Raw genomic sequence first — 25519 nt, 5'->3', positions numbered from 1 at the left:
GTAATTTTCTATTACTTTGGGTCAGTTTTCAATTGCGATTCTGGGTCAGTTTTAGATTACTATAAACAAGCAGATTTCATTATTGTCTTACTACCAGGAGGGAAAGGTAGTCACATAGAGTTTGGTATAGCACTTGGACAAGGAAAGAGAATTTATCTATACTCATCCAATGATGAAGTAAATGACCTTGAAACTACGAGTACGTTTTATCATTTATCTGAAGTAGAGAAATGTATTGGATCTATTGAAGATATAATAGAGACTGTAACAAATAGCCAAACGTATAAGACATAAAACAGGAGGGAGGTAAGTTGATGAAACAAATAATTGCTCTTGGAGGCGGTGGTTTCTCTATGGAGCCAGAAAATCCGTTGTTAGATTTATATGTACTTAATCAATCAAATAAAATAACCCCCAAGATCTGTTTCATTCCTACAGCTAGTGGAGATTCAGAAAACTACATATCAAGGTTTTATAACTTCTTTGAAAAACAAAATTGTAAACCTTCACATCTATCACTATTTAAACCACCTAGAAGAGACTTGGAAAGCTTTCTATTAGAGAAAGACATCATTTATGTTGGTGGTGGTAACACCAAAAACTTGCTGATCTTATGGAAAGAATGGGGAATAGATGCGATTTTAAAAAAGGCTTGGGAACAAGGAATAGTATTAGCAGGTATCAGTGCAGGTTCCATTTGTTGGTTTGAAGAAGGGGTTTCTGATTCATTTGGAGATAAGCTCGAACCACTGAAGTGTTTAGGGTTCTTAAAAGGAAGTAATTGCCCTCATTATGATGGCGAAGAAAATAGAAGACCTTCTTATCACGAGCTTGTAGTTAAGGGTAAAGTAAAATCAGGTTTTGCTACTGATGATGGTGTCGCTCTTCATTATATTGATCAAGAAGTAAGTAAAGTCGTAAGTTCGAGGCCAAATTCCAAGGCTTATAAAGTATATTTTGATAAGATAGTTAAAGAGGTTGAAATAGAGACTAAATATTTGGGAAATAGCTTTTAAGCCAGATTCAACATTGGAAGTTTACGGTTTAAGGGGGCATATATGAAAATTTATAAAGCAATGTTATTTGATTTGGATGACACATTACTTAATAGAGATCAGGCAGTAGATCAGTTGTTTTCGATTATTAGTGAACAGTGTTATGAGAATGTTACGCCTTTAGCAAAAAAACACATGCTGCAGAGGTTTAAAGAGCATGATGTAATAGGGTATGGAAATGGTGATAAAGAACGGGTTCTAAAACCTTTTTTCGATGAATTCCCACCTAAATATCCTTTGCCAAACAACAATGACATACAAGGTTTTTGGGATCATCATTTCCCTCGTTGTTTTTCTATAAACCAAAACATGATCGATGCGATAAATAATATAAAGAAGCAAGTTAAAGTTGGGATTATAACAAACGGCTCAACTCAGAGACAGAACGCAAAAATAAATAACACTAATTTAAATGAATTTTTTGAAACTATCATTATCTCTGAAGAAGTAGGGTTCAGTAAACCTGACAAACGCATATTTGAAATAGCATTAAATAAGCTTAGTGTACCACCTGAAGATGTATTGTTCGTTGGAGATCACATAGAAAAAGATATTGGTGGCTGTCAAAATGCAGGTATAGACGGTATATGGTTTAACCCTCATCAGATCCAGAATAATACTGAAATTAAACCTTATGCTGAGGTCTATTCTTTTGATCGTTTGTTAAATTATATTTAATAAGTTTTCAGTTTGAAAATTGCTAAAAGATAGAAGAGTAATTTTCGTAGACGATCAACAAGGTTGGTCGTTTTTTTATTGATCAATTCTTGGAATATTGTGTTAAAATTAAGTGGACATAATATTCTGTTATAGTTTTGGAGGCTTTATAAAATGGACAGTATAATCTTTGATTGAGATGGAACTTTATGGGATTCAAGAGATACTGTATTAATCGCTTGGAATAATGTAATCAAACAAAACGAAGAGATCAATAAAGAATTAACAAAGGATGATTTTAAGGAAACAATGGGCCTGCAAATTAGGTGAAAAGTTGTTCCCAAATTTGAATGAAGAGGTACAAAAACAAGTATTAAAAGAATGTTGTGAACAAGAAAACGTTTATTTAGAACAACAAGGTGGTCATTTATATAAAAACGTGGTAAATGTAATTGAAAAACTGTCACAAAGGTATAAATTATATATTGTGAGTAACTGCCAAGATGGATATATAGAAGCTTTCTATAAGTATCACGGACTAGAAGAATACTTTTTAGACTATGAAAACCCAGGAAGAACAGGGCTATCAAAAGGGGAAAATATTAAATTAATGATCGAGAGGAATAATTTATTGGATGCAATTTATGTTGGGGATACAAATGGTGATTTGAAAGCAGCACGATATGCTGGAATACCATTTGTCTATGCAAAGTATGGTTTTGGTGAAGTAAGTGAATATGATTATGTTATTGAAGACTTTGCAGAACTTCTAAATATATTTTAAAGTATGCATACTTCACGAAGTACATAAGGGTAAAATTTTGAATTAAACATTGAGGTGAACTATGTTAATTAAAATATCCCAGCTAGAACCTGACCAACTTACTGATTTACAAATGACAGAGTTCTTATTTGAAAACATAGAAGATGATTTTGAGAATGGTGATTTAATATTTGTTCCAGGGAGTAGTAAAGCTGTGCAGTACCGTTTACCTATAGCTGTTCAGTTGTATCAAGAAGGTAGAGCAGGGAGAATTCTATTCTCAGGAGGTGTGACTTGGGAAGGTTCAAGTTTGCCAGAGTCACACTTCTTAAAGAAAAAGCTATTGAACAAGGTGTCCCTGAGAAGGACATTTTAGTTGAAGACTTATCACTACATACGAAAGAAAATGTATTATCTTCGATGCTAGTTTTAGATCGAGCATTTGATTTACATAATATTAAGCGTGTAATCGTCGTGACGACAGCTTTTCATATGCGCAGACTTTATTTAACCCTAAAGACATACATGCCTGGTTGGATTGAATTTACCTTGTGTGCTGTGAATGATCGTACATCGAGAATCGATAATTGGTTTAAGACGGATTGTGGTAGATCCAAAGTAGAATCTGAAACTAGTAAGTTAATAGATTATGTTAAAAAAGGTGTGATTGTAGATGATTATGTTGATTTAACAGAGTCTCACCATTTTTAATGAGGGAAGAGGATTTTATGATGGAAATAAGGATCATTAATCAAGATGAACTCGGTAAAATATCTCATTTTATCGCAGAGCTTAATCATCATGAAGTCACATATTGGCTTTTGTGGAAAAGAACAAGACGAAATTGTAGATTGTATGAAAAATGATATGGATGATATTAATTATACGGATAGCTTCATTGTGCCGTATGAAGGTAATGAATTAGTAGGTGTATTAGGTTTTGACGCAGATTTTGAAAATAGTAATGCCGAAATATAGGGGCCATTCATAGTTCCGAGTAAGTAGGATATCGTTTTGGACATGTGGAATGAGATGACAGATTTGCTTACAAATGAAATTGATTCGTTAGAAATGTTTCCGAATTTGAAAAATGAACGAGCATGTCAATTTGCCAAAGATGTATCATTTGAAAAGCATAGTGATGAATCAATATTAACTTTTAAACACAATGATCGCCATGAACTGAAGGGTGATTCCATTGAAGACATGACCCCAAAGTATTACGACGATATGAAACAACTTCGTGACGAAGCATAATCTGGCGCTTACTATAGTAATCAACAGATTATCAAACGTTTAGATGAAGATAAGAGAGTTTTTATAAAGACTAACGACGGTATTCTCATTGGGTATATTTATGTCGAGGCAGAGCCTGAATTTGGTGATGGTAGTATTGATTTTTTTACTGTTAAAGAAACTGAGTAAGGTCGTGGTGTTGGCAAGAAATTACTTACGGGAGCCTTGGAATGGCTGTTTACATACGAGAGCATTAATTTAATGTTGACATACCTAAATTTAAAAAGAGTAGAGAAGGAGTGATCCCCAATCTCTACTCTCTATATTCAGCGTTATACGAATTCTCCCCTGCGTGAACGGATAATAACGTATCAGCATAACCAACCAGTCGATTCACAATTTCATCACATAATAAATATATGAAAGAATGAAGTTTAGGATCAGATAAGGCGGGGTCTTCAAATATTATAGTCGTATTAATAAACACTTCTTTATTGTCGAAGATGTTATAATGAATGATCGCTTTCCCTGCTGCTCCTTTAGTGTTTGGTTCTCTATAAGAAGGTAAGAAAATATACCACTCTTCACAAGTCATGGAGCGAAAATTTTTAGTAAACTTTACCCCTTCAATCTCGTTGTGGTATTTCTCCCTTATCTCTCGTGGGATTGCTTCAATGATCCTTTTACTCATATCGGCCTTAGGACTCCTCGTCGAATTCTGCTTCTGTTGCTACTTCATAAGCTTCTAAAATCGAAGCTTTCTCATCTGGGTCGTTAATTTTAACTAAATATTGATCATTACCTTCTTCTTCAACGCGCATAACAAAGATCTCATTTTCATCTTTTAATAAAGCATAAGACTCTTCATGCATATCAAACATTCCTGCTACTGAGAATTCTTTTTCGTTACCATCATCATCATAAATAGTAATAATATCTTCGTGTCCTTCATTCATATTAGTGCCTCCTGAATCAATCATTTACTTATAGTCTTTCTTATTAAATGTAGTTTATGAATATTGTTTTTATGGCGGTTAAAAAAGAAGGATTTTGGAACGCTAAAAAAAGAAATTGAACTATTGAGGTGATGATTATGAAATACCTGATTGCAACAAGCTTAAGTGTATTGGCGTTATTGTTTGTTGTCGTAAACGTTTCGGCGCATAATGGATGGGTGGAAATAAATACACCAATTGTTGAAAAAGGTCAAAAAGCGTACACGGAGCTTTATTTTGGAAATCATTCAGATCAGCATACTAGCTATAGAATTGACCGTAAATGGGGAATTCAAGATACGAAAGTGATCGTAAAAACTCCGTCTGAAAAGGAACATGATATGACAAGTGATTTTTATTACATGGGAGAGGTTTCAGAAGTTGATGATGACCGAGCAGGGTTAAATAACTTTTACAATGGATCGTTTAAAACAGATGAAGACGGTATTTATACTGTTACGGCAAAAGGGGATTTTAAATATGGCGATCAGGAAGAAGCAAGAGTTAGAACAGCAAAAGCTTTTGTAGCAGCAAGTGAAACCCCAACAATAGAAGGAGTGGAAGAGATGACGGGTTATGAACAGCCTGTCACCTCAGACCGAGCAGAAATTGTACCGATGTTTAACCCTGTCGTCACTACACCAGGGGAATTTATTACAGCTCAATTAATATTAAATGGTGAACCAGTTGAAGATGAGGACGTTTCTGTGATTAGAAGAAGTGATTCAGCTGACATCCAGCTAGAAACAGACCTAAACGGAAAATTTGGTTGGGAAGCAGGTGAAGCAGATTATTACTTAATTCGTGCAGAATTAGAAGATGAAGGAGTTGAATATGAAGCAACAATGACTTTTGTTGTTCAAGAAAAGAATGATTAAATCAACCTAGCCCTCAGAAAAGTGGGCTAGGTAAGGAGATGAGTAAGACCAACCACCTTCATAAATGGTTTAATAGATTAATAGTATTCCATATAAAAGGAAATTTATATAATTTATTATTAAAGGAGCATTATTATGCTGATAAAGCAAATTGATTCAAATTTAAATATGAAACTGATAAGATTGATTTGAATTAAATAAAGAATAACTTGCTTTTTTGTAATTATGTAGTAGGTAGGACAAAGTTTATATTTTCTAGCAATCAAGAAAGGGTTATGCAATATGACTAAAACAGACATTTCTTTATCTGTATTAAATTTAGTACCAATTAGAGAAGGAGAAAATGCCAAAGATGCCATTGATGCAATGGTTGATTTAGCTCAAGTAACAGAAGAGATGGGCTATGTACGTTATTGGATCGCAGAGCACCATAACACCTCGACTTTGGTAAGTTCAGCAACGACGATGTTAATGAAACATACATTAGAATATACGGAAAAAATTCGCGTAGGGTCTGGTGGTGTCATGCTTCCTAATCATTCACCGCTAATTGTAGCAGAACAGTTTGGGACGATGGAGACCATTTATAAAGGTCGATTAGATTTAGGCTTAGGTCGGGCGCCTGGTACAGACCAATTAACAGCTAGTGCCATCAGACGTTCGAAGCATGATTCTGTTCATGACTTTCCGAATGACGTTAAAGAGATTTTAAAGTATTTTGGACCACAAGAGAATCAAGGGTTTGTAAAAGCATACCCAGGTGTTGATTCAAATATTCCTGTTTACATTTTAGGTTCATCAACTGATTCAGCTAGGCTAGCGGCTAAATTAGGATTACCTTATGCATTCGCTGCACATTTTGCTCCTCGTCACATGCGTGAAGCGATTAAGATTTATCGTGAACAATTTGAACCTTCACAGTACCTGGATGAGCCATACATGATGGTCTGTTTAAATGTTATTGCAGCAGAAACAGATGAAGAAGCCATTCGTGAAAAATCAACAGTAGAGCAATTTTTCCTCAATGTTGTAAGAGGTACCCAAAAGCCACTTAGTCCTCCAATTGACAATATAGAGGCATACTATAAAGGTTCTGAAAAGCAAATTGTCGATTCAATGACTAGCGCTTCATTAATAGGTAGCAAAGAAACAGTGAAGAAACAATTAACTAGTTTTCAAGAACAATTTGATGTAGATGAAATTATGGCAATTACTTACATTTATGACCGCGATAAACAAAAGCGTTCATATGAGATATTAAAAGAGGTTGTAGAGGGTAAATAGAAGTTAAGAATAGTCGGTATCGTAGTGCTATAATCCGAACGAGTTCACTTATATGATGAATCGTTCGGATTTTCTATTATTACAATTAATTATCTCAGAATGACTTTATGAGTTTACCAATAAAATTTTAGACGAATACTCATGACATCTCGAATTAATCGAGCGTGGCGACCCTCATAATTTGATTGCTGTTTTATAAGATCAAGCCTTCGAATAAATGCTTCATCACATTGTTTTTTTGAATGACTTCTTCTTCTATAGCAATCATCATGCGCTTTACATGCTCGGTCAATCCGGTTGACAGGAGCACCTGGACCACTACAGCCCGGTCCACAATAACGATACCCCAAAAGACAAAACCCCATTGCGATCCCTCCTTATAGCAATTGGCAATCTAATAATCTATGTATATGAATATAAGTGATTTAATTGTTATAGAAAATACCTATAAAAATGAAATTTGTCATGTATATCAACAATATACCAATCGTAATTATTAGTAAGAAAGGGGATGAGTCAATGGGGTTCTTTGATGAAGCTAAAGAGATGATTCATACTGACTTAGCATTGAACGAATTAGATCGCAATCTTAAAAAGGCCTATAAACAATTAAACAAGGGGTATCAAAGCTTGAATGAGTCGACAACTTATAAAAAAATTAAGTTTGAAAAAGTGAAAGAGGCCATTCAACAATTTAAGGAGTATTTTTATAAACGAGATTTTCAGATTTCTGATAGTAATGTGTTTATCGTTGCATCAATAGGACAAAGAAGAGCAGAGTTAATGGTTAATGATACTTTAGATTTAACGGTAAGAGTATATAGTCATAACGAAATTATAAGTGATCATACTTTGTTTCTAGAGGATATAAAGGCAAAGGCGCCTCATTTTAATGGCACGATTGCAAAAAGTGAAGTTCAATTTGCAAGCGAGTATACTGATTTACCAATTCAAGATAAATATAAGAAGTCAATTGAAGATATTGAGAAAGATCTAGAAGCGGTGAATGAAAGGTTAACCAAGAGTTACACACCGATATTCCAGTATTATGATGTGATTAATGATGAACAATACGCATCATTAACGGATCTATTACATTATTTAAATAAAGAATTAGTGTAAAACAAGGATGGACAGTTTATTGTTCATCCTTATTTTGTTCTATTTGTCTCTTTCTAAGTGTGTGATTCGTTCCCCATTCGTGCATTGCTTCTAAAATCGGTTCTAAGGTTTGACCGTATTCACTGATCGAATACTCTACTTTTGGCGGAACTTGAGGAAAAACTGTGCGTTCTACAATATCTTCTGCTTCTAATTCACGCAGTTGTTTCGTTAGCATTTTCTGTGTAATCCCCGGTAATTTACGTTTAAGTTCATTGAAACGGTGAGTACCTTCATGTAAAAGGTGTAATAATATAATCGGTTTCCACTTGCCGACTAGAATACTTAAAGCATCTTCAACACGACATAATTCTACTTGACGTTCTTCCATTGAGGAACACTCCTTATAGTATCTTTTGGTATACTATGGTTCATAAAAGTGCGTACTTTCATTTAAAGCAGTTTTCGTTGATAATATTATTGTAAGATAAAATAAAGAAAAACAAAAGAATGGAAGGGCTGATCATCATGGAAAAATATCGTATTAATCCTGATAACGGTCTTGAATTTGGTCTATATACTTTAGGCGATCATTTACCAAATCCACAGACAGGTGAACGAATATCTACAGAACAACGTCTTCAAGAAATAATTGAGTTAGCTCAATTAGCGGAACAGGCGGGAATTGATTTCTTTAGTGTTGGTGAAAGCCATCAAGATTATTTTACAACACAAGCTCACTCTGTCGTACTTGGTGCTATTGCACAAGCGACAGAAAAGATCAAAATTGCAAGCTCATCAACGATTATTAGTACACTTGACCCTGTTCGTGTGTATGAGGATTTCGCCACAATTGATTTAATCTCCAAAGGTCGTGCAGAGATCGTTGCAGGACGAGCATCTCGTGTCGGGAACTTTGAATTGTTAGGCTATAACTTAAGAGATTATGAAGAGCTATATGAAGAGAAGTTTGAGTTATTACGTAAAATTAATGAAGAAGAGGTCGTTAATTGGAGTGGCAAGCATCGCGCACCACTTAAAGATGCCCACGTATTACCGCGTCCGAAAAATGGTTGGATGCCTATTTGGCGTGCGGTAGGTGGTTCGCCAACGAGTGCTGTAAAAGCAGGTTATGCTGGCGTTCCGATGTTTATGGCGCATTTAGGTGGACCGGCGACCGTATTTAAACGAACGGTCGATGCATATCGTGAAGCGGCTAGTATGAATGGTTATGACCCAGAACAATTACCGATTGCGACAGCTGGCTTTTTCTATGCAGCTGAAACATCACAACAAGCACTTAAAGAATTGTATCCTCATATTAATGAAGGTATGAAGAAGACGAATGGACAAGGCTTTCCGAAGCAAAACTTTGCTCAAGGTGTTGATCCACATAATGTCATGAATATTGGTAGTCCACAACAAATTATTGAGAAAATTTTATATCAGCACGAATTGTTTGGTCATCAACGTTACATTGCCCAAATGGACTTTGGTGGGATGCCGTTTGATCAACTAAAACGTAACATTGACCTAATCGGATCTGAAATACTACCAGAGATTAAGAAGCACACACGCAAGTAGAGGAGGGAAGAGGGATGAAAATTGTCGGATTATCCGGGTCGATTGTTGGTTCTAAAACGAGAACCGCAATGGATTACACAGTGGAGTCGTTAAAAAGGCAATATCCTGAAGCTGAACTAACGCTAATCGACTTAGCAGATTATCAAGTTCAATTTAGTGATGGACGTAACTATTTAGATTATGACGGTGATACTAAATATGTAACCGAAACAATAATGAATGCAGATGCGATTATCATTGGAACGCCAATCTTCCAAGCATCAATTCCAGCAACATTAAAGAATATTTTCGACCTATTACCAGTTGATGCTTTCCGTGATAAAGTGGTTGGGATGCTTGCGACAGCTGGTTCTTCAAAACATTATCTTATTATTGAACAACACTTAAAGTCAATTTTAGGCTATATGAAAGCGCAAATCGTCCAGACTTATGTATTTATTGAAGAAGTTGACTTCCATAGAAAAGAAATCGTCAATCACGACGTGTTAGCAAGGATTGATCGTTTGATAGAAGACACAGTTGTGTTAACCGAGACTTATCAAGAGATTAAGCAGAAGAAAGAAGATCAATACGATTTTTAAGAATGACCCCCTTTGTATAAATGACAAAGGGGGTTAAGTGCATTTTAAATATACTTTCCGTGATCAGGAATAGCCACCTCCTCAAAATTTTGTACAAGATCATTTAAGTCTTCTGTTAGCTCATCTCCGTATAATGGAACACCGTGTCCAGTAGCAGCCAGTGTTGGTTTTAATTCAGCTAACTTTTTAACTGAATTAAAAGCTTGTTGCCAATCTGTCGTTAAGTAGCGAGGTGGTCCACTGATTTCTTTTTCTTGTGTAAACACTCTGTATAATGATTCTTGTTTAACAGTCACAAAAGCATCACCGACGATTAATGTACCGTCTTCATCACGGAATAAAGAAACATGCCCTGGTGTATGCCCAGGAGTGTGGACCCATCTGAAACCAGGCATATGAGGTACACTTCCATCAGACGGAAGTGTTTCTAACTGACCACTAATGTCGATTGCTTCATTAGGGAATAAAGGAGACATCTTAGCCACTAAGCCACCTTCAACAGTTGAATCAGGCTCAGGATAATCTTTTTCTCCTGTTAAAAACGGCTTTTCCAACTCATGGGCATAAACGGGTACGTCCCAATATTCGATTAGTTCGATAATCGCACCGACATGATCAAAGTGCCCATGCGTTAAGATGATCGCTTTCGGACGTGCATCTTCACCGAATCGCTCTTTAGCAACCGCTATAATGTCATCTGCAGATCTTGGCATACCAGCATCAATTAAGACGAATTCGTTACTATTTGAATCGCCATAGAAGAATAGGTTTACGACTTGAATGGTATGCTGATAGAGGTCAGTAAGTAATTCTCTGCCAACACCGCTGCCAATCGATGTCGCCGGAATAAATTTGTAATCATCTCCGTAGTTCATTTCTTTTGACATTATCTACACTTCTTTCTTTATTGAATTTAATATAATCTTAACCATTATGATAAGTAAAAGCTTTAGTAATATGTAATAAGTAAGAGAGAACTTATCAGTTTATGGATTTTGAAAATTTGGATAAAATCATTTTTAAATTCACAAAAAATGGTATAATTCACGTAATATTTAGAAAGGGGAGTAAATCATGACTGAAGAGATGTTTTTATACATAATGGTATTAATTACTGTATTTATAGGAACGGTAATATCTTTATCCATTTTTATGTCATTTTACAGGAAAAGTAAAAGAAGAGGATTATTGATCTTAGCAATATTTATTGCTCTAGTGATCAATTTTCAATTAAATATTTTTGAAATTTCTAATATACTCGGTGCTTTAACATTGTTTATTATTAGCGGATTACTTATAGCAAGTTTTATAACTCTTAGGAAAAAGCAACTGGAAAGGGCGTTAGAATAATTGTTCCGTTTATCGTTAATTGAGCGAGGAGAGGGCAAATCCGAAAAACCTATTCTAAATTCCAGCCTTCTTATTTTCTACTCAATTGCCATCTAGAATTAGGAAGTATTCCACAATGTTTAAGAAGACACAACCGAGCAAAAAGAGGGGTGGATATTTTGGCAGTAATTTGTTTGGAAGGGGCTAGTGCGGTAGGTAAAACAACTACTAGTAAAGAAATAGCAAGAAAAACAAATACATACATCATTCCAGAGGTCAACCTTTTATTTGAACGTCCTAAAAGAGAATCGAAAACATGGTATTTAGAACGTCAGGTCGAAAGGTGGCAAATAGCACAAGAAAAACTGAGAGAACACGATACAGTGATTCTTGATGGTGATCTATTTCAACCTCTAAGTTACAACTGGTGCTTAGATTTTAAATTATTCAATCAAAGTTTAGACTTTATTTATGAGTTTTATCAAAAGCAAATAAAAGCTGGCAGAATTGGGTTTCCAGACAAGTATTTTTATTTATACGCTAGCAAAACAAAGCTGAGATATAGAAAGGAAAATGATAATACTCGAAGAAGAGGAAACTTTGAAAAGCATTTAAAAATTGTTGAACCCCACCAACGTTATTATGAAGCTTTAAATCAATTTGTACCACATTATGTACAACAAATTGAAGCAACTACTATAGATGAAAATATAAAAGTAATTATTCATAATTTACCATTACCATATATAAGTGTGAATTCGGATAAACTCCTAAACAGTATCTGGAAATGGTTAAAGGAAAATAATGCATAGCATTGCTACTATCGTGACAAGAGTCGAACAGGGTGGTCAACAATTTTGATCGTCATTTTTTGTACAACTAATATTTTTTTGGAATATTATGTTAGGATTGGTGTAGAGGTAACTAGTGAAGTAGAATGGTAGAAGATTTAACGGATAAAAGTTTAAATTATTGAGGGAGGAAGTTTTTTGCATATAAAAGAAACAGAACTATTTTCAGAACCATGCTGTAGAAAATACGTTAAAGTTTAACCACCATCAATTAACAGAACAATATATTTTAGAAGATGAAGTATCTTCTATATTGCAGCAATATAATATCAAACCTAATAAGATTATAGAGATTTTAAATGAACCTTCTGTTATCACAGGTAAAGAGAATATATTAGGTATTGACCACCTTGATAGCTTTTTTAGAGACACTTATATGTCAGGATTGTTAGAAACACTTCCAAATTATTTACTGACCCAAATCAAATGTACATCTAAAGGTATAGAAACAAATAAAGAAACAGGACAATATCTATTACAACTAATTTTGACGGATCATCAATTATTTTTATCGCCACATATGGTTGGTGTAGACAGATTATTAGCAGAGTCAATAAAGTTACACTGGAAAGTAGATTTAATTAATAGAAGTGAATTTGCCCGATTAACAGACTCAGATGTGGTATCGATATTAAAAACATCTCCTTCTCATGAAGCCAAAGAGATAATGAATACCTTACTCTTTAAACCAAATAAGGTTAGAATTAACGAAGTGAAAACAGGAATTGGTTATCCTATTAGTATAAGAAAAGTATACAGTAAGGTACCAATGTGTGAGGGCAAACCACTAACGGAACATAGTAATGAAGCAAGAGATGTTTTGAACTGTTTGTATAATTTATCATTTGATAAAGAGGTTGTTATAACTTCTTAATGTATAATGCATGTAAAAGAATTGGATTTAAGTGACAGGGGTGATTGTTCAATAAGAGTGTTGGTTTTTTGTGCTAACAAAAAGCATAGTGGAATAGGTTTTTATACCTATCATTGTTATTATTAAAATTTACTTAAGGGGATAACTATGAGATTATCATTGATTAGGCATGGAAAATCACAACTAATCGAAAACGATACAATAACTTGTTATGAGTTTAAACAGTGGGTTGAGAAGTATGATAATTATGGAGTATTTGAAGAAATAACTTACCCTCCCAAAACGATCGAAATAGTGGTAAATGCAAAGATTGTTGTAACCAGTGATTTAAAAAGGAGCATTCAATCAGCCAAGTTATTACATCCAGAAGTAAAGATACTGTCTGACCCTTTATTTCGAGAAACTGAGTTACCTATTTGTTCAATGAAGTTATTGAACTTAAAATTAAGACCGAGTATATGGGCATTCATTTTAAGGATATTATGGTTCTGTGGTTATTCTAATGGTTGCGAGTCTTTTAGTAATGCAAAGCTTAGGGCAAAAAAAGCATCACAACAATTAATTGATTATGCAGGAGAATTTGAATCTATAGTATTAGTAGGTCATGCCTTTTTTAATATGTTAATAGCAAAAGAATTGAAGGAAAAAGGCTGGAAAGGAAAGAGAAAAACAGTTACTAAACATTGGGATTGTACAACATATTCTTTATTTAAATAGGAGCTTATGTTGATGAAATAATAAACATAAATACACAGAAGAGATTTAAAGGTGTTTTCTATTAAGCTAACGACATGCATGATTATGATAAGGATAATTGTGAACAACTAGAGAAGTAGGGTGATTGAATCAGTAATTTAATATAAAAGGTACAGATTATATTAGTAGAAGGGAGAGGTTAATATAACTACTATATGTATGGTGAGACACGGTGAAACAGATTGGAATTTAGCAGGGAAATTACAAGGGAGAACAGATATCCCGCTAAATCAAACAGGGATAAAGCAGGCAAAGGAATGTAGTATGTTCTTATCAAAATCTAATTGGGATGTTATTATTACCAGTCCGTTAAAAAGAGCTAAACAAACAGCAGAAATAATAAATGTCAAATTGAAATTACCAACCTTGACAATGGAGGAATTTCTTGAAAGAGGTTATGGGGATGCTGAAGGGATGGATAGAGAGGAAAGGTTTCATAAATTTCCAGGTGGAATTATTCCGAACCAGGAAAATATGGGGTCTTTAGAACAACGTGTAATGGAAGGTATTAAGAGAGTAGATAAAAGATTCAGAAATAAGAAGGTACTTCTTGTAGCTCACGGTGCCGTAATTAATTCGATACTAGCTACTATATCTGATGGTAAAATTGGTTCAGGTAAAACGAAGTTAAAAAATGCCTGTGTAAGTAATATTCACTTCCCTGAAAATGAATGGAAGATAAAAAATTATAATCAAGTTACTCATCTTTCTCAATATGATGGAAATGGTAGAATTTAGTTCATTTTCAAACCTAGGGAGCAAGGGTTGAGTTGATCATTTAACAATTTTCATCTTTTTTAAGCTAACTTATAAATATAGAAACAAAAGGTAAATACCTTATATGGGAAGTGCATGAATATGATCAAAGCAGTGATTTTTGACTTAGATGGAACTTTGTTAAATCGAGATAAATCAGTAAAGATTTTTATTGCTAAGCAATATAAACGATTTAATAAATGGGTAAATCATGTGCCATTAGAAAAATACATAACAAGGTTTATAGAACTTGATAATAGAGGGTATGTTTGGAAGGATAAGGTCTATAAACAGTTAGTTGATGAGTTTGGTATTACTGGTTTGACTTGGGAAGAATTACTCCAAGACTATGTCAGTCAATTCCATGATAGCTGTGTTCCGCTTCCAAACCTTATTAGTACGCTAGAAAAATTAAAGGATTATAATATTGGCCTTGGATTGATCACGAATGGTAAAGGGCAGTTCCAAATGGATAACATAAAAGCTTTAGGTATCGATCAATACTTTAAAACAATTCTTATATCCGAATGGGAAGGTATAAAAAAGCCCGAACCTGAAATATTTCAAAAAGCCCTAGGTAATCTCAATGTTTCACCGTCAGAAAGTATATTTGTTGGCGACCACCCAGTAAAGGATGTACAGGCTTCTCAAAATGTAGGTATGAAAGGTGTATGGAAAAAAGATAACCAATGGGATAATGTTAAAGCAGATTTCATAGTGAAAGATTTGAGTGAAATACTTTTGATTGTGGAGAGCAATCGCTCTTAAGTTACATAAAGCAAAAAATGAGAGTTGAAGGGGATTGTGAACTGGTTTAAGTCTAGTGCGATTCCAGTACGATACCGAACTCAAACCAGCCAACCAGCTGCATAATCAAAACTCTAACTTTCGGGGTTCACTACCTTCAATATGAGTGAAAAATAGTTTAGAGGCAGGGTGTTCTAATCATGTTTACAGAAGTTTTGCTTTATATAATGATCCTAATTGCAATTTTTGTTGGTGTTGGAATTTCATTAGCTATGGTCATGTCGTATTATTTTAAAGATAAAAGAAAAGGGATAACATTATTAACTTTATACTAGCAATCAACCAAACAGTGAGCGGCTTTGAAGTGTCTACTTTATTTGGTGTTAGTATACTATTAGTTTTTGTTAGTTTATTGTTTGCAAGTGCTGTGACTATTAATAAGAAAAGTAGAGAATTATCTTTTAATTAGAAAAGTGGTGTTTTTACCAATTATTAGGCAATGCAGAAGAGCAGAAGAGGGGGGCGCCATTGTATAAGGTTGTAGGAAGAATTGGGGGCGTTTTGCTTTTAGGGTTGTTAATCTGGGTTATGATCAATTACCATATTATAAACCAAGAAGAGGTCGAAATTGATTTAGAAAACCGTATGAATTCTGAATTTGATGAGGAAATAGCTCCTAATTTTACATTAAATGCAATTGATGGTGATACCATTACGTTAGAAGATCTCCGTGGCCAAGCTGTGTTAGTGAATTTTTGGGCAAGTTGGTGTCAGCCGTGTCTCAATGAGATGCCTGCAATTCAATCAATTTATAATACATATGGAGATTCAGGTTTGGAAGTTTTAGCAGTGAATATTGGCGAATCAAGAAATACTATTGAAGATTTTCAAATTCAATTCCCAGAGCTTGAATTTCATTTATTACTTGAAGATGATATTATAGCTGATCAATATATGATTATAAACCTTCCAACTACATACTTTATTAATCCAGATGGAACTATTGAAACGCATTATAGAGGCGAATTAAGTGAGGAACAACTTGCTGTTTTAGTAAATGATATCTTACCAGAAGATTGAAAGATGTTAAGAAGTAAAATGAATACATATAAAGATACTTAATTAGTTTTATAATGGTAAATACTTATGAGATACTTATGATAAAGTATTTGCCATTATGAAATTTATATTTAGGTTTACATAACATTGATTATACCAAGTTATTGAATGGTTTAAATACTAGGATTAAATCTCATTAAAGCTACTCTAAATGTTGCTGTGTCAGTGTTTGTATCTTTTTAGTCGTTACTAACTTTGCTGCAATCTCAATAATTATTTATAAGTTACTTATTGTTATGAGAAAATTATTTTTTCATTTAACTCTATAATCTATTCTTATTTCATTTCCTATAGTTATCTTAGTTGCAGATCTTTAATATTCCTATTAATCTAATGATCTATATGTTGTCCTGTTTTATTCTTATCTTGTAACCGATTACACGTATCACCTTCTCACTCCTAATGTTCTACGTTATAATTGACTATAGATATTAAAATTTTCAAGCAAATTAATCTATATGAATCGGAGTGATCCCTTATATGACGAAAGCAGTTTGGTTTCCTAATGAAAACGCTTCAAAACAAACACGACTTTATCAATTTATGAGCCGTTTAGGTTTTGATCATTATAATGAGTTTCATAATTATAGTGTTAATGATATTGCTGAATTTTGGCATGAATCGATAAAGGAATTAGATATTAATTGGTTTACAGACTATGATCGAACGCTAGATTTATCGAATGGCGTGATGTACCCTGAGTGGTTTGTTAACGGCCAATTAAATGTAGCTTATAATGCTGTTGAAAAGTGGGCAATAGATCCCAAGTTTAAAGATCAAAATGCTCTTATATGGGAAAGTGACGCTGGTGAGACAGTAACATACACGTTTAAACAGCTAGATGAAGAAGTAAATCGTGTAGCTAATGGCTTAGTTAATCATGGTGCTAAACAAGGTGACATTTTTACAATTTATATGCCAATGATTCCAGAGACTACGATTGCAATGCTAGCAATCTCTAAAATTGGTGCGGTCTTCTCTCCTGCTTTTTCTGGTTATAAGTCAGAAGCAATTTCAACTCGAATGAATGCTGCAGAATCCAAGTATTTAATTACAGCAGATGGTTTTAATCGTGGTGGTAAGTCTGTCAACTTAAAAAATGAAGCTTCGTTAGCTGTTCAAAGTGCATCATCAATTGAAAAAGTATTTATGGTCGAGCATATAGGTGCTGAGGTGACGTGGGACGATTCAAAAGATGTCACGTGGTCAGAATTAGTTTCAACAAATGATGAGTTCCAATCAGTTAAAACAAATGGCAATGATCCTTATATGATCATTTACACATCTGGGACAACTGGTAAACCTAAAGGTGCATTGCATACGCATAACGGCTTTCCGTTAAAATCAGCATTTGATGCTGGAATTACTATGGATGTTAGTCCTGGTGATACTTTGTTCTGGTATACCGATATGGGTTGGATGATGGGCCCATTCCTAGTGTACGGTGGGCTTTTAAATGGCGCGACGATCTTAATGTTTGAAGGTACTCCTACCTTCCCTAAACCTAATCGTATTTGGGAAATTGTTGAGAAATACGAGGTGACACATTTAGGAATTGCACCAACGTTAATTCGTACTTTAATGACATTAGATGAATCGTATGTGACACAACATGATTTATCATCATTAAAACTGATTGGATCAACTGGCGAACCTTGGAATGAGGAGCCTTGGATGTGGCTGTTTGAAAAAGTATGTCGCAAAAAAATTCCGATTTTCAACTATTCGGGTGGTACGGAAATTTCCGGTGGTATTTTCGGAAACGTACTGGTTAAACCGATTGCTCCAGTCGGGTTCAATGCGGCTTTACCAGCTATGGATGTTGATGTGTTTGACCAGGAAGGGAATCGTGTTGAAAATGAAGTTGGTGAATTAGTCATTAAACAGCCTTGGGTCGGTATGACAAATGGTTTCTATAAAGAAAATGAACGTTATGAAAATACGTATTGGAGCCGATTTAAAGATACTTGGGTTCACGGAGACTGGGTTATCCATGATGATGAAGGTTTCTATACGATTACGGGGCGTTCAGATGATACCTTAAACGTAGCTGGTAAACGTTTAGGGCCAGCGGAAATTGAGTCTATTTTCGTAGAGCATGACTCTGTCGTTGAAGCTGGCGTTATTGGTATTCCGGATGAAGTTAAAGGTGAGAAGCCAATTGCATTTGTTGTGACGAAAGATGTTCCAAACAATGAAGAAGGCTTGAAGAACGAACTAATTGATCATGCCATTAATCGCCTAGGAAAAGCAATTGCACCGAGAACCGTGCATATTGTAGAAGACTTACCAAAAACACGAAATGCTAAAGTAATGCGTCGTGCGATTAAAGCAGCCTATTTAAACAAAGACGCTGGTGATTTATCAGCGTTAGAAAACCCACATGTTGTTGATCAAATTCGTGATATTGGAAAAGTGCAAAACTAATATTAACGAGGCTTGGATTAATTTGTAATCCAAGCCTCTTTTCTATTATTCACGATTACTTTCTATTACTTATAATTTGCTTTCTAAACCTTCAACGCGGTCTTCTAATTTATGAACTTTAGTAATAGCGACGATTGAAAAGACTAGAATTAAAATAAAAATGATAAGGGACCTCCATAAAAAACTTCTCTAGTAATGGGAGTAGAGCACTTGAATGAATTATCTTTTGATTTAGAAGGTAATAAGCATTGACCTTTAATTAATTCTGTTCTTCTAATAGGTCAGGAATCGGGGTTTTATCAGGTAAAGGTAGTAGTTCGTTTTCGAATGGCTCTTCACTTATCTTAGGTAAAGGTAATAGTGCATTTTCTTTTAGATTAGGATCTTCTAGCAGTTCAATTCTTGGTTTTTCATTATTATCAAAATTACGATTGTGGTCAAAGTTAAGATCTATGGATGATATTAAAACTATAGCTAAAATAGTATTCATTTGCATAGCTCCCTCCTTTACCGATAAAATTAAACTGTAACAATCTTGTTCCTATTTAGTCTATAGAGAACTTGATCAACTGATGTTTCAATATATCCAACGATTTGTTCAAATGTAAACACTTGAAGCTTTTCATCTATATTAACTTTGTCATAATTTAAATCATCTAATATATGTTTTGTAAAGTCGATAATATTTTGCTGTTTTACTTCTTCTATATTGATTATATGCGGAAGACTCGATTCAAAAGTATTGATTAACTCCTCTTGATAACCATAGTATTCTATTAATTTTGCATTTAATAACCAAAAATCTTGATGATACGATTTAAATAATTCTTCATCGGCTTCCATACGATTTTTTAACCATGGTAAATAAAACCCTTGTAATCAAAGATCATCAGCAATGAGATGTGTATAGTATCCTAAAATATAATTATAATCACTCAGAGCGTGATATTTGGTAAGGAAACCTTCATAATCAATTGCTCTTGTAAAGGCACTTTGATCGCCTATATAAAAATGTGAATCATCTTTTGGTGATACAGCATCAGGTGCAATTCCTCCAAGTAAAAACGACGTACTGTCCTTAACTTGTATTTCCTTTAAAATGCGGTTTGCTATGATTAAGTGCATAATTCGAGATCCCAATCACTTTGCTCCTCTCTATTTATAAAAAGAAATGGATGTAACCATGCTGAGAGTTGACCCGATTAAAATGATCATGCTAATTCCAAATAGTAAATGAAAATTAATCAATTCAAAATTAAAGACCATTCCTATGCCACCAATGATTACAGTAATTAAACTAATATAAAACAAGATGTTAAATATTATGAAGTTGTAATCATGATTAGTCTTAAGTATTGTTTGTAAAAGTATAAAGAAAAAAGAAATCAATACAAACGCTAAAATAATGAGTAATGAATCATAGTCCTCTATCCATTCTATAAATTTTCAAACTAAGTTTACATAACAAAAATATAGTTAACTATATTTTCCGATTGTTCTGCCTACCGTTTTACCTGTAAATAGACAACCACCGAGAAATGTTCCCTCTAATGCGCGATAACCATGCATACCACCGCCACCAAACCCTGATGCTTCACCTACTGCATATAAACCTTTAATTGGCTCATCATTTTGGCCTAACACCCTACCGGATAAGTCTGTTTGTAGACCGCCTAGTGTTTTTCGACTTAGTATGTTCAGGCGAACTGCGATGAGTGGTCCGTTTTTCGAATCTAATATTTTATGTGGTTTTGCTGTACGGATCAGCTTATCTCCTTTATTAAACCTTGAACCTCTAAGTGCGGTGATTTGTAAGTCTTTCGTAAATTTATTGTCAATTTCTCGATCACGTGCTTCTATTTGTTTACGTATATGTTCTTCATTAAGTAGCTCATCTCCTGTTAAGTCGTTCATTTTCTCAACTAAATCAGATAACTGATCAGCTACAATAAAGTCTTCTCCTTTAGTTTTAAATGCTTCAACTGGCTCTGGAGCTCCAGGTAGTACCCGTTTTAATAGTTGCTTAATACTTTTACCAGTTAGATCCGGATTTTGTTCTGAACCTGATAATGCAAATTCTTTTTCTATTATTTTTTGAGTCAGTATAAACCAAGAGTAGTCGTAGCCTGTTTTCAAAATTGTCTCTAGTGTACCTAATGTATCAAACCCAGGAAAGTTTGGTGCTGGAAAACGTCTACCTTCTGCATCTAACCAGATTGATGATGGCCCTGGTAAAATGCGTATGCCATGGTTGGACCATACTGGGTTCCAATTTTTAATCCCTTCAGTGTAATGCCACATGCGATCCTTATTCACCACTCTAGCCCCTGCATCTTCTGCAATTGTAACCATTCGACCATCAACATAATCGGGCACACCTGAAATCATATGTTTGGGTGGATTGCCTAAATGTTCTGGCCAATTTTCACGAATTAAATTAAAGTTGGCCCCTACTCCACCACTTGCAATGACTATATGTTCAGCATTGTACTCAAACTCTCCAACTACTTCTCGAGAGCTTTTTTCCCCACGTTTAACTCGATCGTCTTTTAAAACAGATCCTTTTACGCCAGTTATAGATTTGTTTTCGGTAATAAGTTCGTCTACTTGATGGCGTGGCTTATAAGTAATCATTCCGCCTTCTATAAATTTATTTACTAACTTCTCGAACGGTTCAACAACCCCAGGACCTGTCCCCCATACGATATGAAAACGAGGCACCGAGTTACCATGGCCTTCTGCTAAATAACCGCCTCGCTCTGCCCAACCGACTACAGGAAAAAGGCTAATCCCTAAACGCCTTAACCAATCTCTTTTTTCATTTGCTGCGAATTCTAAATAGGCTTTTGCCCATTGTTTCCCCCAGTAATCTTCAACTTCTCTTTCAAAACTAGCTGAGCCGAACCAGTCTTGTTCTGCTAATTCAAGTGAGTCTTTAATTCCCATTTTGCGTTGTTCGGGTGAATCTATTAGAAATAACCCACCGAATGACCACCAAGCTTGACCACCGAAGGAGCTTTCTGGTTCTTGGTCGAGTAGTAACACTGTTTTACCGTTATTAGCAATCTCAGCACTGGTTACTAATCCGGATAGTCCGGCACCTATGACTATCGCATCATATGTCATCAGTTCTCCTCCAATCATAAGTTTACATATTATTATTATATTAAACTCATTCCGTTTACTCATTAATAAATTCTAAACAAAACAGCATGACTTAGACAATATTGCTAAGCCATGCTGTACTTGAATCGTTACACAGGGTAAACACCGTGCTTTCTTTCGGTAAATGTTAAGTTTTTAGATTGGTAGATGTCTAGCCTTCGTGTCAGAACATCTCTTAAATCGTTTGGTTGTACAATATCATCGACAATCATCTCTGAAGCAAGTCGGTAAATATCAATGTTCTCTTTATACTCTTCATGTTTTTCTTTAATAAATGCTGGGCGGTCTTCTTCTGGTAGTTCAGCTATTTTATTAGCATATACTGCGTTAACGGCAGCTTCTGGCCCCATGACTGCAATTTGAGCTGTAGGAAGTGCAATTGTTACATCTGGTTCAAAAGCTGGTCCTGCCATGGCATATAATCCTGCACCATATGCTTTTCTCACAACAACACAAATCTTAGGTACAGTTACTTCGCTCATAGCTGAGATCATCTTAGCTCCATGTCGAATAATACCTGCACGTTCAACCTTTGTACCAATCATGAATCCTGGAATGTCAGCTAAGAATACGAGTGGAATATTAAACGCATCACATAGTTGAATGAACTTAGCTGCCTTATCAGCAGAATCATGGAACAAAACGCCACCTTTCATACGGGGTTGGTTAGCGATAATCCCAACTGACTTACCATCAATTCGTGCTAAGCCAGTAATCAATTCTTTTGCAAATTCGCGTTTAATTTCACAGAAGCTATCTTCATCAATCAAACGATTGATTAACTCGTACATATCAAATGGTGCGTTTTGATTTTCTGGAATTAAATCGCTAATTGTTTTATCAAATTGACCTGGATTAATTGTTTCTTTCTCTAGTGGTTGCGTTCTAAAGTTTTGCGGGAAGTACGTTAAATACTTTTGTGCATATTCAATTGCTTCTTGTTCACTTTTAACTAGAACGTCACCTACACCGGAAACTGAGCAGTGCATTTTTGCGCCACCCATTTCCTCTAGTGACACTTTTTCTCCGATTACTTTCTCTGCCATGCGCGGGGAACCTAAATACATCGATGCATTACCATCAACCATAATAACAATATCACAGAACGCTGGTATGTACGCACCGCCTGCAGCAGATGGCCCAAAGAGTAAGCAAACTTGAGGAACACGACCGGACATCTTAACTTGATTATAGAAAATGCGTCCTGCTCCCCGACGATTTGGGAACATTTCGATTTGGTCGGTAATTCGTGCACCTGCAGAATCGACTAAGTAAAGCATAGGCACTTCTAGTTTCATCGCTGTTTCTTGAATACGAATGATTTTTTCTACTGTACGTGCACCCCAGGAACCTGCTTTAACTGTTGAATCATTAGCCATAATCGCAACAGTCTCACCATTGATTTTACCTAAGCCTGTAACGACACCATCAGCCGGTAATGATTCATCTACACAGTTGGCGAAAAATGCATCTTCTACATTCAAATCATCGTCTAGTAGCCTATTTAAACGATCTCTAACAAACATTTTTCCTTTTTCAGCATTTTTTTCGTGGTATTTTTCAGCTCCACCCTTTTCAATTCGATCACGAATCGCTTGGTGTTGTTCTTCAAATGCCATGTTTATGTCATCCTTTCTACTTACCAGTAAAAGTCGGCTTACGTTTTTCTTTAAAGGCTTCTAATGCTTCTAACCTGTCAGCTGTTGGTATTGTGTTTAAATATCTGTCTCGTTCAATTTTTAAACCTGTATGAATATCGTGGTCAAATCCTTCTTCCATAGCTTTTTTAGCCATTTGAACACCAACCGGTGCATTAGATGCAATTTGATTTGCTATTTCAAGCGCTTTGTCTTCTAAATCTGTTAATTCAACAACTTCTTCAATTAAACCAACTTTTTCACCTTCAAAACTATCGAATCGTTTCGCTGTTAAAATGTAATACTTCGCTTTAGCAAGTCCAATCAGTCTAGCTAATCGTTGCGTCCCACCTGCTCCGGGAATAATGGCTAGTGATGTCTCGGTTAATCCCATTTTTGCATTTTTACTGGCGATGCGAATATCACAGCCTAGCGATAATTCTAATCCTCCTCCGAAAGCAGCTCCATTAATCGCAGCGATCGTCGGGACTTTTAAGTTAGCAACACGTGTGACTAACTCTCCAATTTGACGAACTGCATCTACAACTTGCTCTTGATTCATCGTACGGCGCTCTTTTAAATCAGCACCGGCACAAAATGCTTTTTCACCTTGTGCCTTAATAATGAGCACTCTTAATGATTGATGAATTTCAATTTGATCAAGCTGTTCATGAAAATCTTTCATCAATTGTTTTGAGAAAGCATTCGCCGCTTCAGGTCGATTTAAGGTAATTGTACCTATATGCTCATCAATCATCTCAAACTGTACTGTACTCAAAACATCACATCCTTTTTAAGCCTTTCTTGAAATGCCCATTTGCTTACTAGGTAATGGCTGACCTAAACTCGATTCAATAAAATGACCCGCTTCCAAAAGCTTATTTAAGTCAATTGACTGCTCAATCCCCATTTCCTGTAGCATATGAACTAAGTCATCTGTAGCAACATTACCGGATGCCCCTTTAGCATAAGGACATCCACCTAAGCCACCTAATGAACTATCAAAAGTATGATAACCTAATTGAAGTGCGATTAGTGTATTGGCTAACGCCATTCCTCTTGTATCATGGAAATGTAATGCTAGTTGTTCTTTACTAAAGTGAGCTTCCATTTTAGTTAAAACTTGATTGACTTGTACTGGGTTTGCTACTCCAATTGTGTCACCTAAAGATAATTCATCTATTCCCATATCAAATAGATTATGGCAAACATCAATGACTTGGTTTTCATCAACTGCTCCGTCATATGGACAGCCAAAAACCGTTGACACATAACCGCGAACACTCTTTCCTGCTTGTTTTGCTTCATCAACAACTTCACGAAGTACCGGATAAGTATCTGAAATTGATTTATTAATATTATTTTGATTATGACTTTCACTTGCTGACATAAAGATTGAAACCTCATCAACATCAGCTTCAAGCGCTCGCTCTAATCCTTTCATATTCGGAACCAAAGCTCCATAAGTGACGCCTTCTTTTCGTTTAATTGACTTGGCGACTTCAACAGCATCTTTAAGTTGTGGGATCCATTTTGGATGAACAAATGATGTGATCTCGATGTATGATAGACCACTTTCAGATAATTGATTAATCCAATTAATTTTATCCTCTGTATGAATAAGCTGCTTTTCATTTTGTAATCCATCTCGTGGACCTACTTCTTTGATTTGCACTTGTTTTGGTAGGTTCATAGAATCAGTGCTCCTTTTAAACATACTAAAG

The 25519-nt window shown here is 35.1% G+C and carries 30 protein-coding genes and 2 pseudogenes; 21 read left to right on the top strand and 11 right to left on the bottom strand.

Annotated features, from left to right (window positions below; translation table 11 throughout):
• The 8 genes and pseudogenes from ABDZ63_RS08820 to ABDZ63_RS08785 all read left to right on the top strand — a co-directional run.
• Positions 1-294 (top strand): annotated as a pseudogene (locus tag ABDZ63_RS08820) (hypothetical protein); the annotation flags it as partial.
• Positions 295-314: 20 nt separating this feature from the next.
• Positions 315-1016, top strand: a complete 702-nt coding sequence (locus tag ABDZ63_RS08815; RefSeq protein WP_343783189.1) for a Type 1 glutamine amidotransferase-like domain-containing protein — start codon at positions 315-317, stop codon at positions 1014-1016.
• A 42-nt stretch (positions 1017-1058) separates the two neighbouring features.
• Entirely contained in the window at positions 1059-1733 is a 675-nt protein-coding gene (locus tag ABDZ63_RS08810; RefSeq protein ID WP_343783188.1) for an HAD family hydrolase, read from the top strand.
• Between the two features lie 271 nt (positions 1734-2004).
• Entirely contained in the window at positions 2005-2496 is a 492-nt protein-coding gene (locus ABDZ63_RS08805) for an HAD family hydrolase (protein ID WP_343783187.1), read from the top strand.
• Between the two features lie 61 nt (positions 2497-2557).
• Positions 2558-2851, top strand: coding sequence for a YdcF family protein (locus tag ABDZ63_RS08800; RefSeq protein ID WP_343783186.1), 294 nt, complete (start codon positions 2558-2560; stop codon positions 2849-2851).
• Complete coding sequence (locus tag ABDZ63_RS08795) at positions 2770-3186, top strand: YdcF family protein (RefSeq protein ID WP_343783185.1); 417 nt, start codon at positions 2770-2772, stop codon at positions 3184-3186. Before ABDZ63_RS08800 ends, ABDZ63_RS08795 begins: the two co-directional genes overlap by 82 nt.
• A gap of 45 nt (positions 3187-3231) precedes the next feature.
• Positions 3232-3453 carry a hypothetical protein gene (locus ABDZ63_RS08790; protein WP_343783184.1) on the top strand — a complete coding sequence of 74 codons (222 nt, stop codon included), beginning with the start codon at positions 3232-3234 and terminating at the stop codon, positions 3451-3453.
• A 54-nt stretch (positions 3454-3507) separates the two neighbouring features.
• Positions 3508-3732, top strand: a complete 225-nt coding sequence (locus tag ABDZ63_RS08785; RefSeq protein ID WP_343783183.1) for a hypothetical protein — start codon at positions 3508-3510, stop codon at positions 3730-3732.
• Between the two features lie 292 nt (positions 3733-4024).
• Here ABDZ63_RS08785 and ABDZ63_RS08780 read toward each other — a convergent pair whose 3' ends face one another.
• Positions 4025-4402, bottom strand: coding sequence for a hypothetical protein (locus tag ABDZ63_RS08780; RefSeq protein ID WP_343783182.1), 378 nt, complete (start codon positions 4400-4402; stop codon positions 4025-4027).
• A gap of 7 nt (positions 4403-4409) precedes the next feature.
• On the bottom strand, positions 4410-4667 hold the full coding sequence (locus ABDZ63_RS08775) for a DUF1292 domain-containing protein (RefSeq protein WP_343783181.1): 258 nt from the start codon (positions 4665-4667) through the stop codon (positions 4410-4412).
• 137 nt (positions 4668-4804) lie between these two features.
• Between ABDZ63_RS08775 and ABDZ63_RS08770 the strand changes: the two genes are divergently transcribed.
• Both ABDZ63_RS08770 and ABDZ63_RS08765 read left to right on the top strand, forming a co-directional pair.
• The gene (locus tag ABDZ63_RS08770) at positions 4805-5584 is read left to right on the top strand and encodes a DUF4198 domain-containing protein (protein WP_343783180.1); all 780 of its coding nucleotides are present in this window, start codon (positions 4805-4807) and stop codon (positions 5582-5584) included.
• Positions 5585-5866: 282 nt separating this feature from the next.
• Positions 5867-6868 carry an LLM class flavin-dependent oxidoreductase gene (locus ABDZ63_RS08765; protein WP_343783179.1) on the top strand — a complete coding sequence of 334 codons (1002 nt, stop codon included), beginning with the start codon at positions 5867-5869 and terminating at the stop codon, positions 6866-6868.
• 113 nt (positions 6869-6981) lie between these two features.
• Here ABDZ63_RS08765 and ABDZ63_RS08760 read toward each other — a convergent pair whose 3' ends face one another.
• Positions 6982-7233, bottom strand: a complete 252-nt coding sequence (locus tag ABDZ63_RS08760) for a phospholipase (protein ID WP_343783178.1) — start codon at positions 7231-7233, stop codon at positions 6982-6984.
• An 88-nt stretch (positions 7234-7321) separates the two neighbouring features.
• Here ABDZ63_RS08760 and ABDZ63_RS08755 point away from each other — a divergent pair, with 88 nt between their 5' ends.
• Positions 7322-7990, top strand: coding sequence for a hypothetical protein (locus ABDZ63_RS08755; RefSeq protein WP_343783177.1), 669 nt, complete (start codon positions 7322-7324; stop codon positions 7988-7990).
• A gap of 16 nt (positions 7991-8006) precedes the next feature.
• On the opposite strand, the gene ABDZ63_RS08750 is transcribed toward ABDZ63_RS08755, so the two are convergent.
• Complete coding sequence (locus ABDZ63_RS08750; protein WP_343783176.1) at positions 8007-8360, bottom strand: winged helix-turn-helix transcriptional regulator; 354 nt, start codon at positions 8358-8360, stop codon at positions 8007-8009.
• A gap of 137 nt (positions 8361-8497) precedes the next feature.
• On the opposite strand from ABDZ63_RS08750, the gene ABDZ63_RS08745 reads away from it, so the two are divergent.
• Positions 8498-9553 (top strand): LLM class flavin-dependent oxidoreductase, encoded by a 1056-nt coding sequence (locus ABDZ63_RS08745; RefSeq protein WP_343783175.1) that lies wholly within the window; start codon positions 8498-8500, stop codon positions 9551-9553.
• Positions 9554-9567: 14 nt separating this feature from the next.
• Positions 9568-10134 carry an NADPH-dependent FMN reductase gene (locus ABDZ63_RS08740; RefSeq protein ID WP_343783174.1) on the top strand — a complete coding sequence of 189 codons (567 nt, stop codon included), beginning with the start codon at positions 9568-9570 and terminating at the stop codon, positions 10132-10134.
• 44 nt (positions 10135-10178) lie between these two features.
• On the opposite strand, the gene ABDZ63_RS08735 is transcribed toward ABDZ63_RS08740, so the two are convergent.
• Positions 10179-11021 carry an MBL fold metallo-hydrolase gene (locus ABDZ63_RS08735; RefSeq protein ID WP_343783173.1) on the bottom strand — a complete coding sequence of 281 codons (843 nt, stop codon included), beginning with the start codon at positions 11019-11021 and terminating at the stop codon, positions 10179-10181.
• Between the two features lie 187 nt (positions 11022-11208).
• Here ABDZ63_RS08735 and ABDZ63_RS08730 point away from each other — a divergent pair, with 187 nt between their 5' ends.
• The 8 genes from ABDZ63_RS08730 (at position 11209) to ABDZ63_RS08695 (ending at position 18993) form a co-directional block, all read left to right on the top strand.
• Entirely contained in the window at positions 11209-11484 is a 276-nt protein-coding gene (locus tag ABDZ63_RS08730; RefSeq protein WP_343783172.1) for a hypothetical protein, read from the top strand.
• Between the two features lie 158 nt (positions 11485-11642).
• The gene (locus ABDZ63_RS08725) at positions 11643-12275 is read left to right on the top strand and encodes an AAA family ATPase (RefSeq protein WP_425541965.1); all 633 of its coding nucleotides are present in this window, start codon (positions 11643-11645) and stop codon (positions 12273-12275) included.
• Between the two features lie 292 nt (positions 12276-12567).
• On the top strand, positions 12568-13188 hold the full coding sequence (locus ABDZ63_RS08720; protein ID WP_343783170.1) for a hypothetical protein: 621 nt from the start codon (positions 12568-12570) through the stop codon (positions 13186-13188).
• A gap of 147 nt (positions 13189-13335) precedes the next feature.
• Complete coding sequence (locus ABDZ63_RS08715; protein WP_343783169.1) at positions 13336-13905, top strand: histidine phosphatase family protein; 570 nt, start codon at positions 13336-13338, stop codon at positions 13903-13905.
• 183 nt (positions 13906-14088) lie between these two features.
• A complete protein-coding gene (locus tag ABDZ63_RS08710; protein ID WP_343783196.1) occupies positions 14089-14682 on the top strand; it encodes a histidine phosphatase family protein in 594 nt (197 codons plus the stop codon).
• A gap of 120 nt (positions 14683-14802) precedes the next feature.
• A complete protein-coding gene (locus ABDZ63_RS08705) occupies positions 14803-15468 on the top strand; it encodes an HAD family hydrolase (protein ID WP_343783168.1) in 666 nt (221 codons plus the stop codon).
• 507 nt (positions 15469-15975) lie between these two features.
• On the top strand, positions 15976-16527 hold the full coding sequence (locus ABDZ63_RS08700) for a redoxin domain-containing protein (protein ID WP_343783167.1): 552 nt from the start codon (positions 15976-15978) through the stop codon (positions 16525-16527).
• Positions 16528-17046: 519 nt separating this feature from the next.
• Complete coding sequence (locus ABDZ63_RS08695; RefSeq protein WP_343783166.1) at positions 17047-18993, top strand: AMP-binding protein; 1947 nt, start codon at positions 17047-17049, stop codon at positions 18991-18993.
• 259 nt (positions 18994-19252) lie between these two features.
• On the opposite strand, the gene ABDZ63_RS08690 is transcribed toward ABDZ63_RS08695, so the two are convergent.
• The 6 genes and pseudogenes from ABDZ63_RS08690 to ABDZ63_RS08665 all read right to left on the bottom strand — a co-directional run bounded on the left by ABDZ63_RS08690 (position 19253) and on the right by ABDZ63_RS08665 (position 25488).
• Positions 19253-19483, bottom strand: coding sequence for a hypothetical protein (locus ABDZ63_RS08690; RefSeq protein ID WP_343783165.1), 231 nt, complete (start codon positions 19481-19483; stop codon positions 19253-19255).
• 29 nt (positions 19484-19512) lie between these two features.
• Positions 19513-20133 (bottom strand): annotated as a pseudogene (locus ABDZ63_RS08685) (zinc dependent phospholipase C family protein).
• A 336-nt stretch (positions 20134-20469) separates the two neighbouring features.
• The gene (locus ABDZ63_RS08680) at positions 20470-22119 is read right to left on the bottom strand and encodes an FAD-binding dehydrogenase (RefSeq protein ID WP_343783164.1); all 1650 of its coding nucleotides are present in this window, start codon (positions 22117-22119) and stop codon (positions 20470-20472) included.
• A 128-nt stretch (positions 22120-22247) separates the two neighbouring features.
• The gene (locus ABDZ63_RS08675) at positions 22248-23777 is read right to left on the bottom strand and encodes an acyl-CoA carboxylase subunit beta (RefSeq protein ID WP_343783163.1); all 1530 of its coding nucleotides are present in this window, start codon (positions 23775-23777) and stop codon (positions 22248-22250) included.
• Between the two features lie 16 nt (positions 23778-23793).
• Positions 23794-24573, bottom strand: coding sequence for an enoyl-CoA hydratase-related protein (locus tag ABDZ63_RS08670; protein ID WP_343783162.1), 780 nt, complete (start codon positions 24571-24573; stop codon positions 23794-23796).
• A gap of 15 nt (positions 24574-24588) precedes the next feature.
• The gene (locus ABDZ63_RS08665) at positions 24589-25488 is read right to left on the bottom strand and encodes a hydroxymethylglutaryl-CoA lyase (RefSeq protein WP_343783161.1); all 900 of its coding nucleotides are present in this window, start codon (positions 25486-25488) and stop codon (positions 24589-24591) included.
• Between the last annotated feature and the right edge of the window lie 31 nt (positions 25489-25519).

Source organism: Alkalibacillus silvisoli, from assembly GCF_039521975.1.
GTDB lineage: Bacteria > Bacillota > Bacilli > Bacillales > Alkalibacillaceae > Alkalibacillus > Alkalibacillus silvisoli.
The sequence above is the reverse complement of the archived record's forward strand: the minus strand, read 5'-3'. Positions and strand labels throughout refer to the sequence as shown.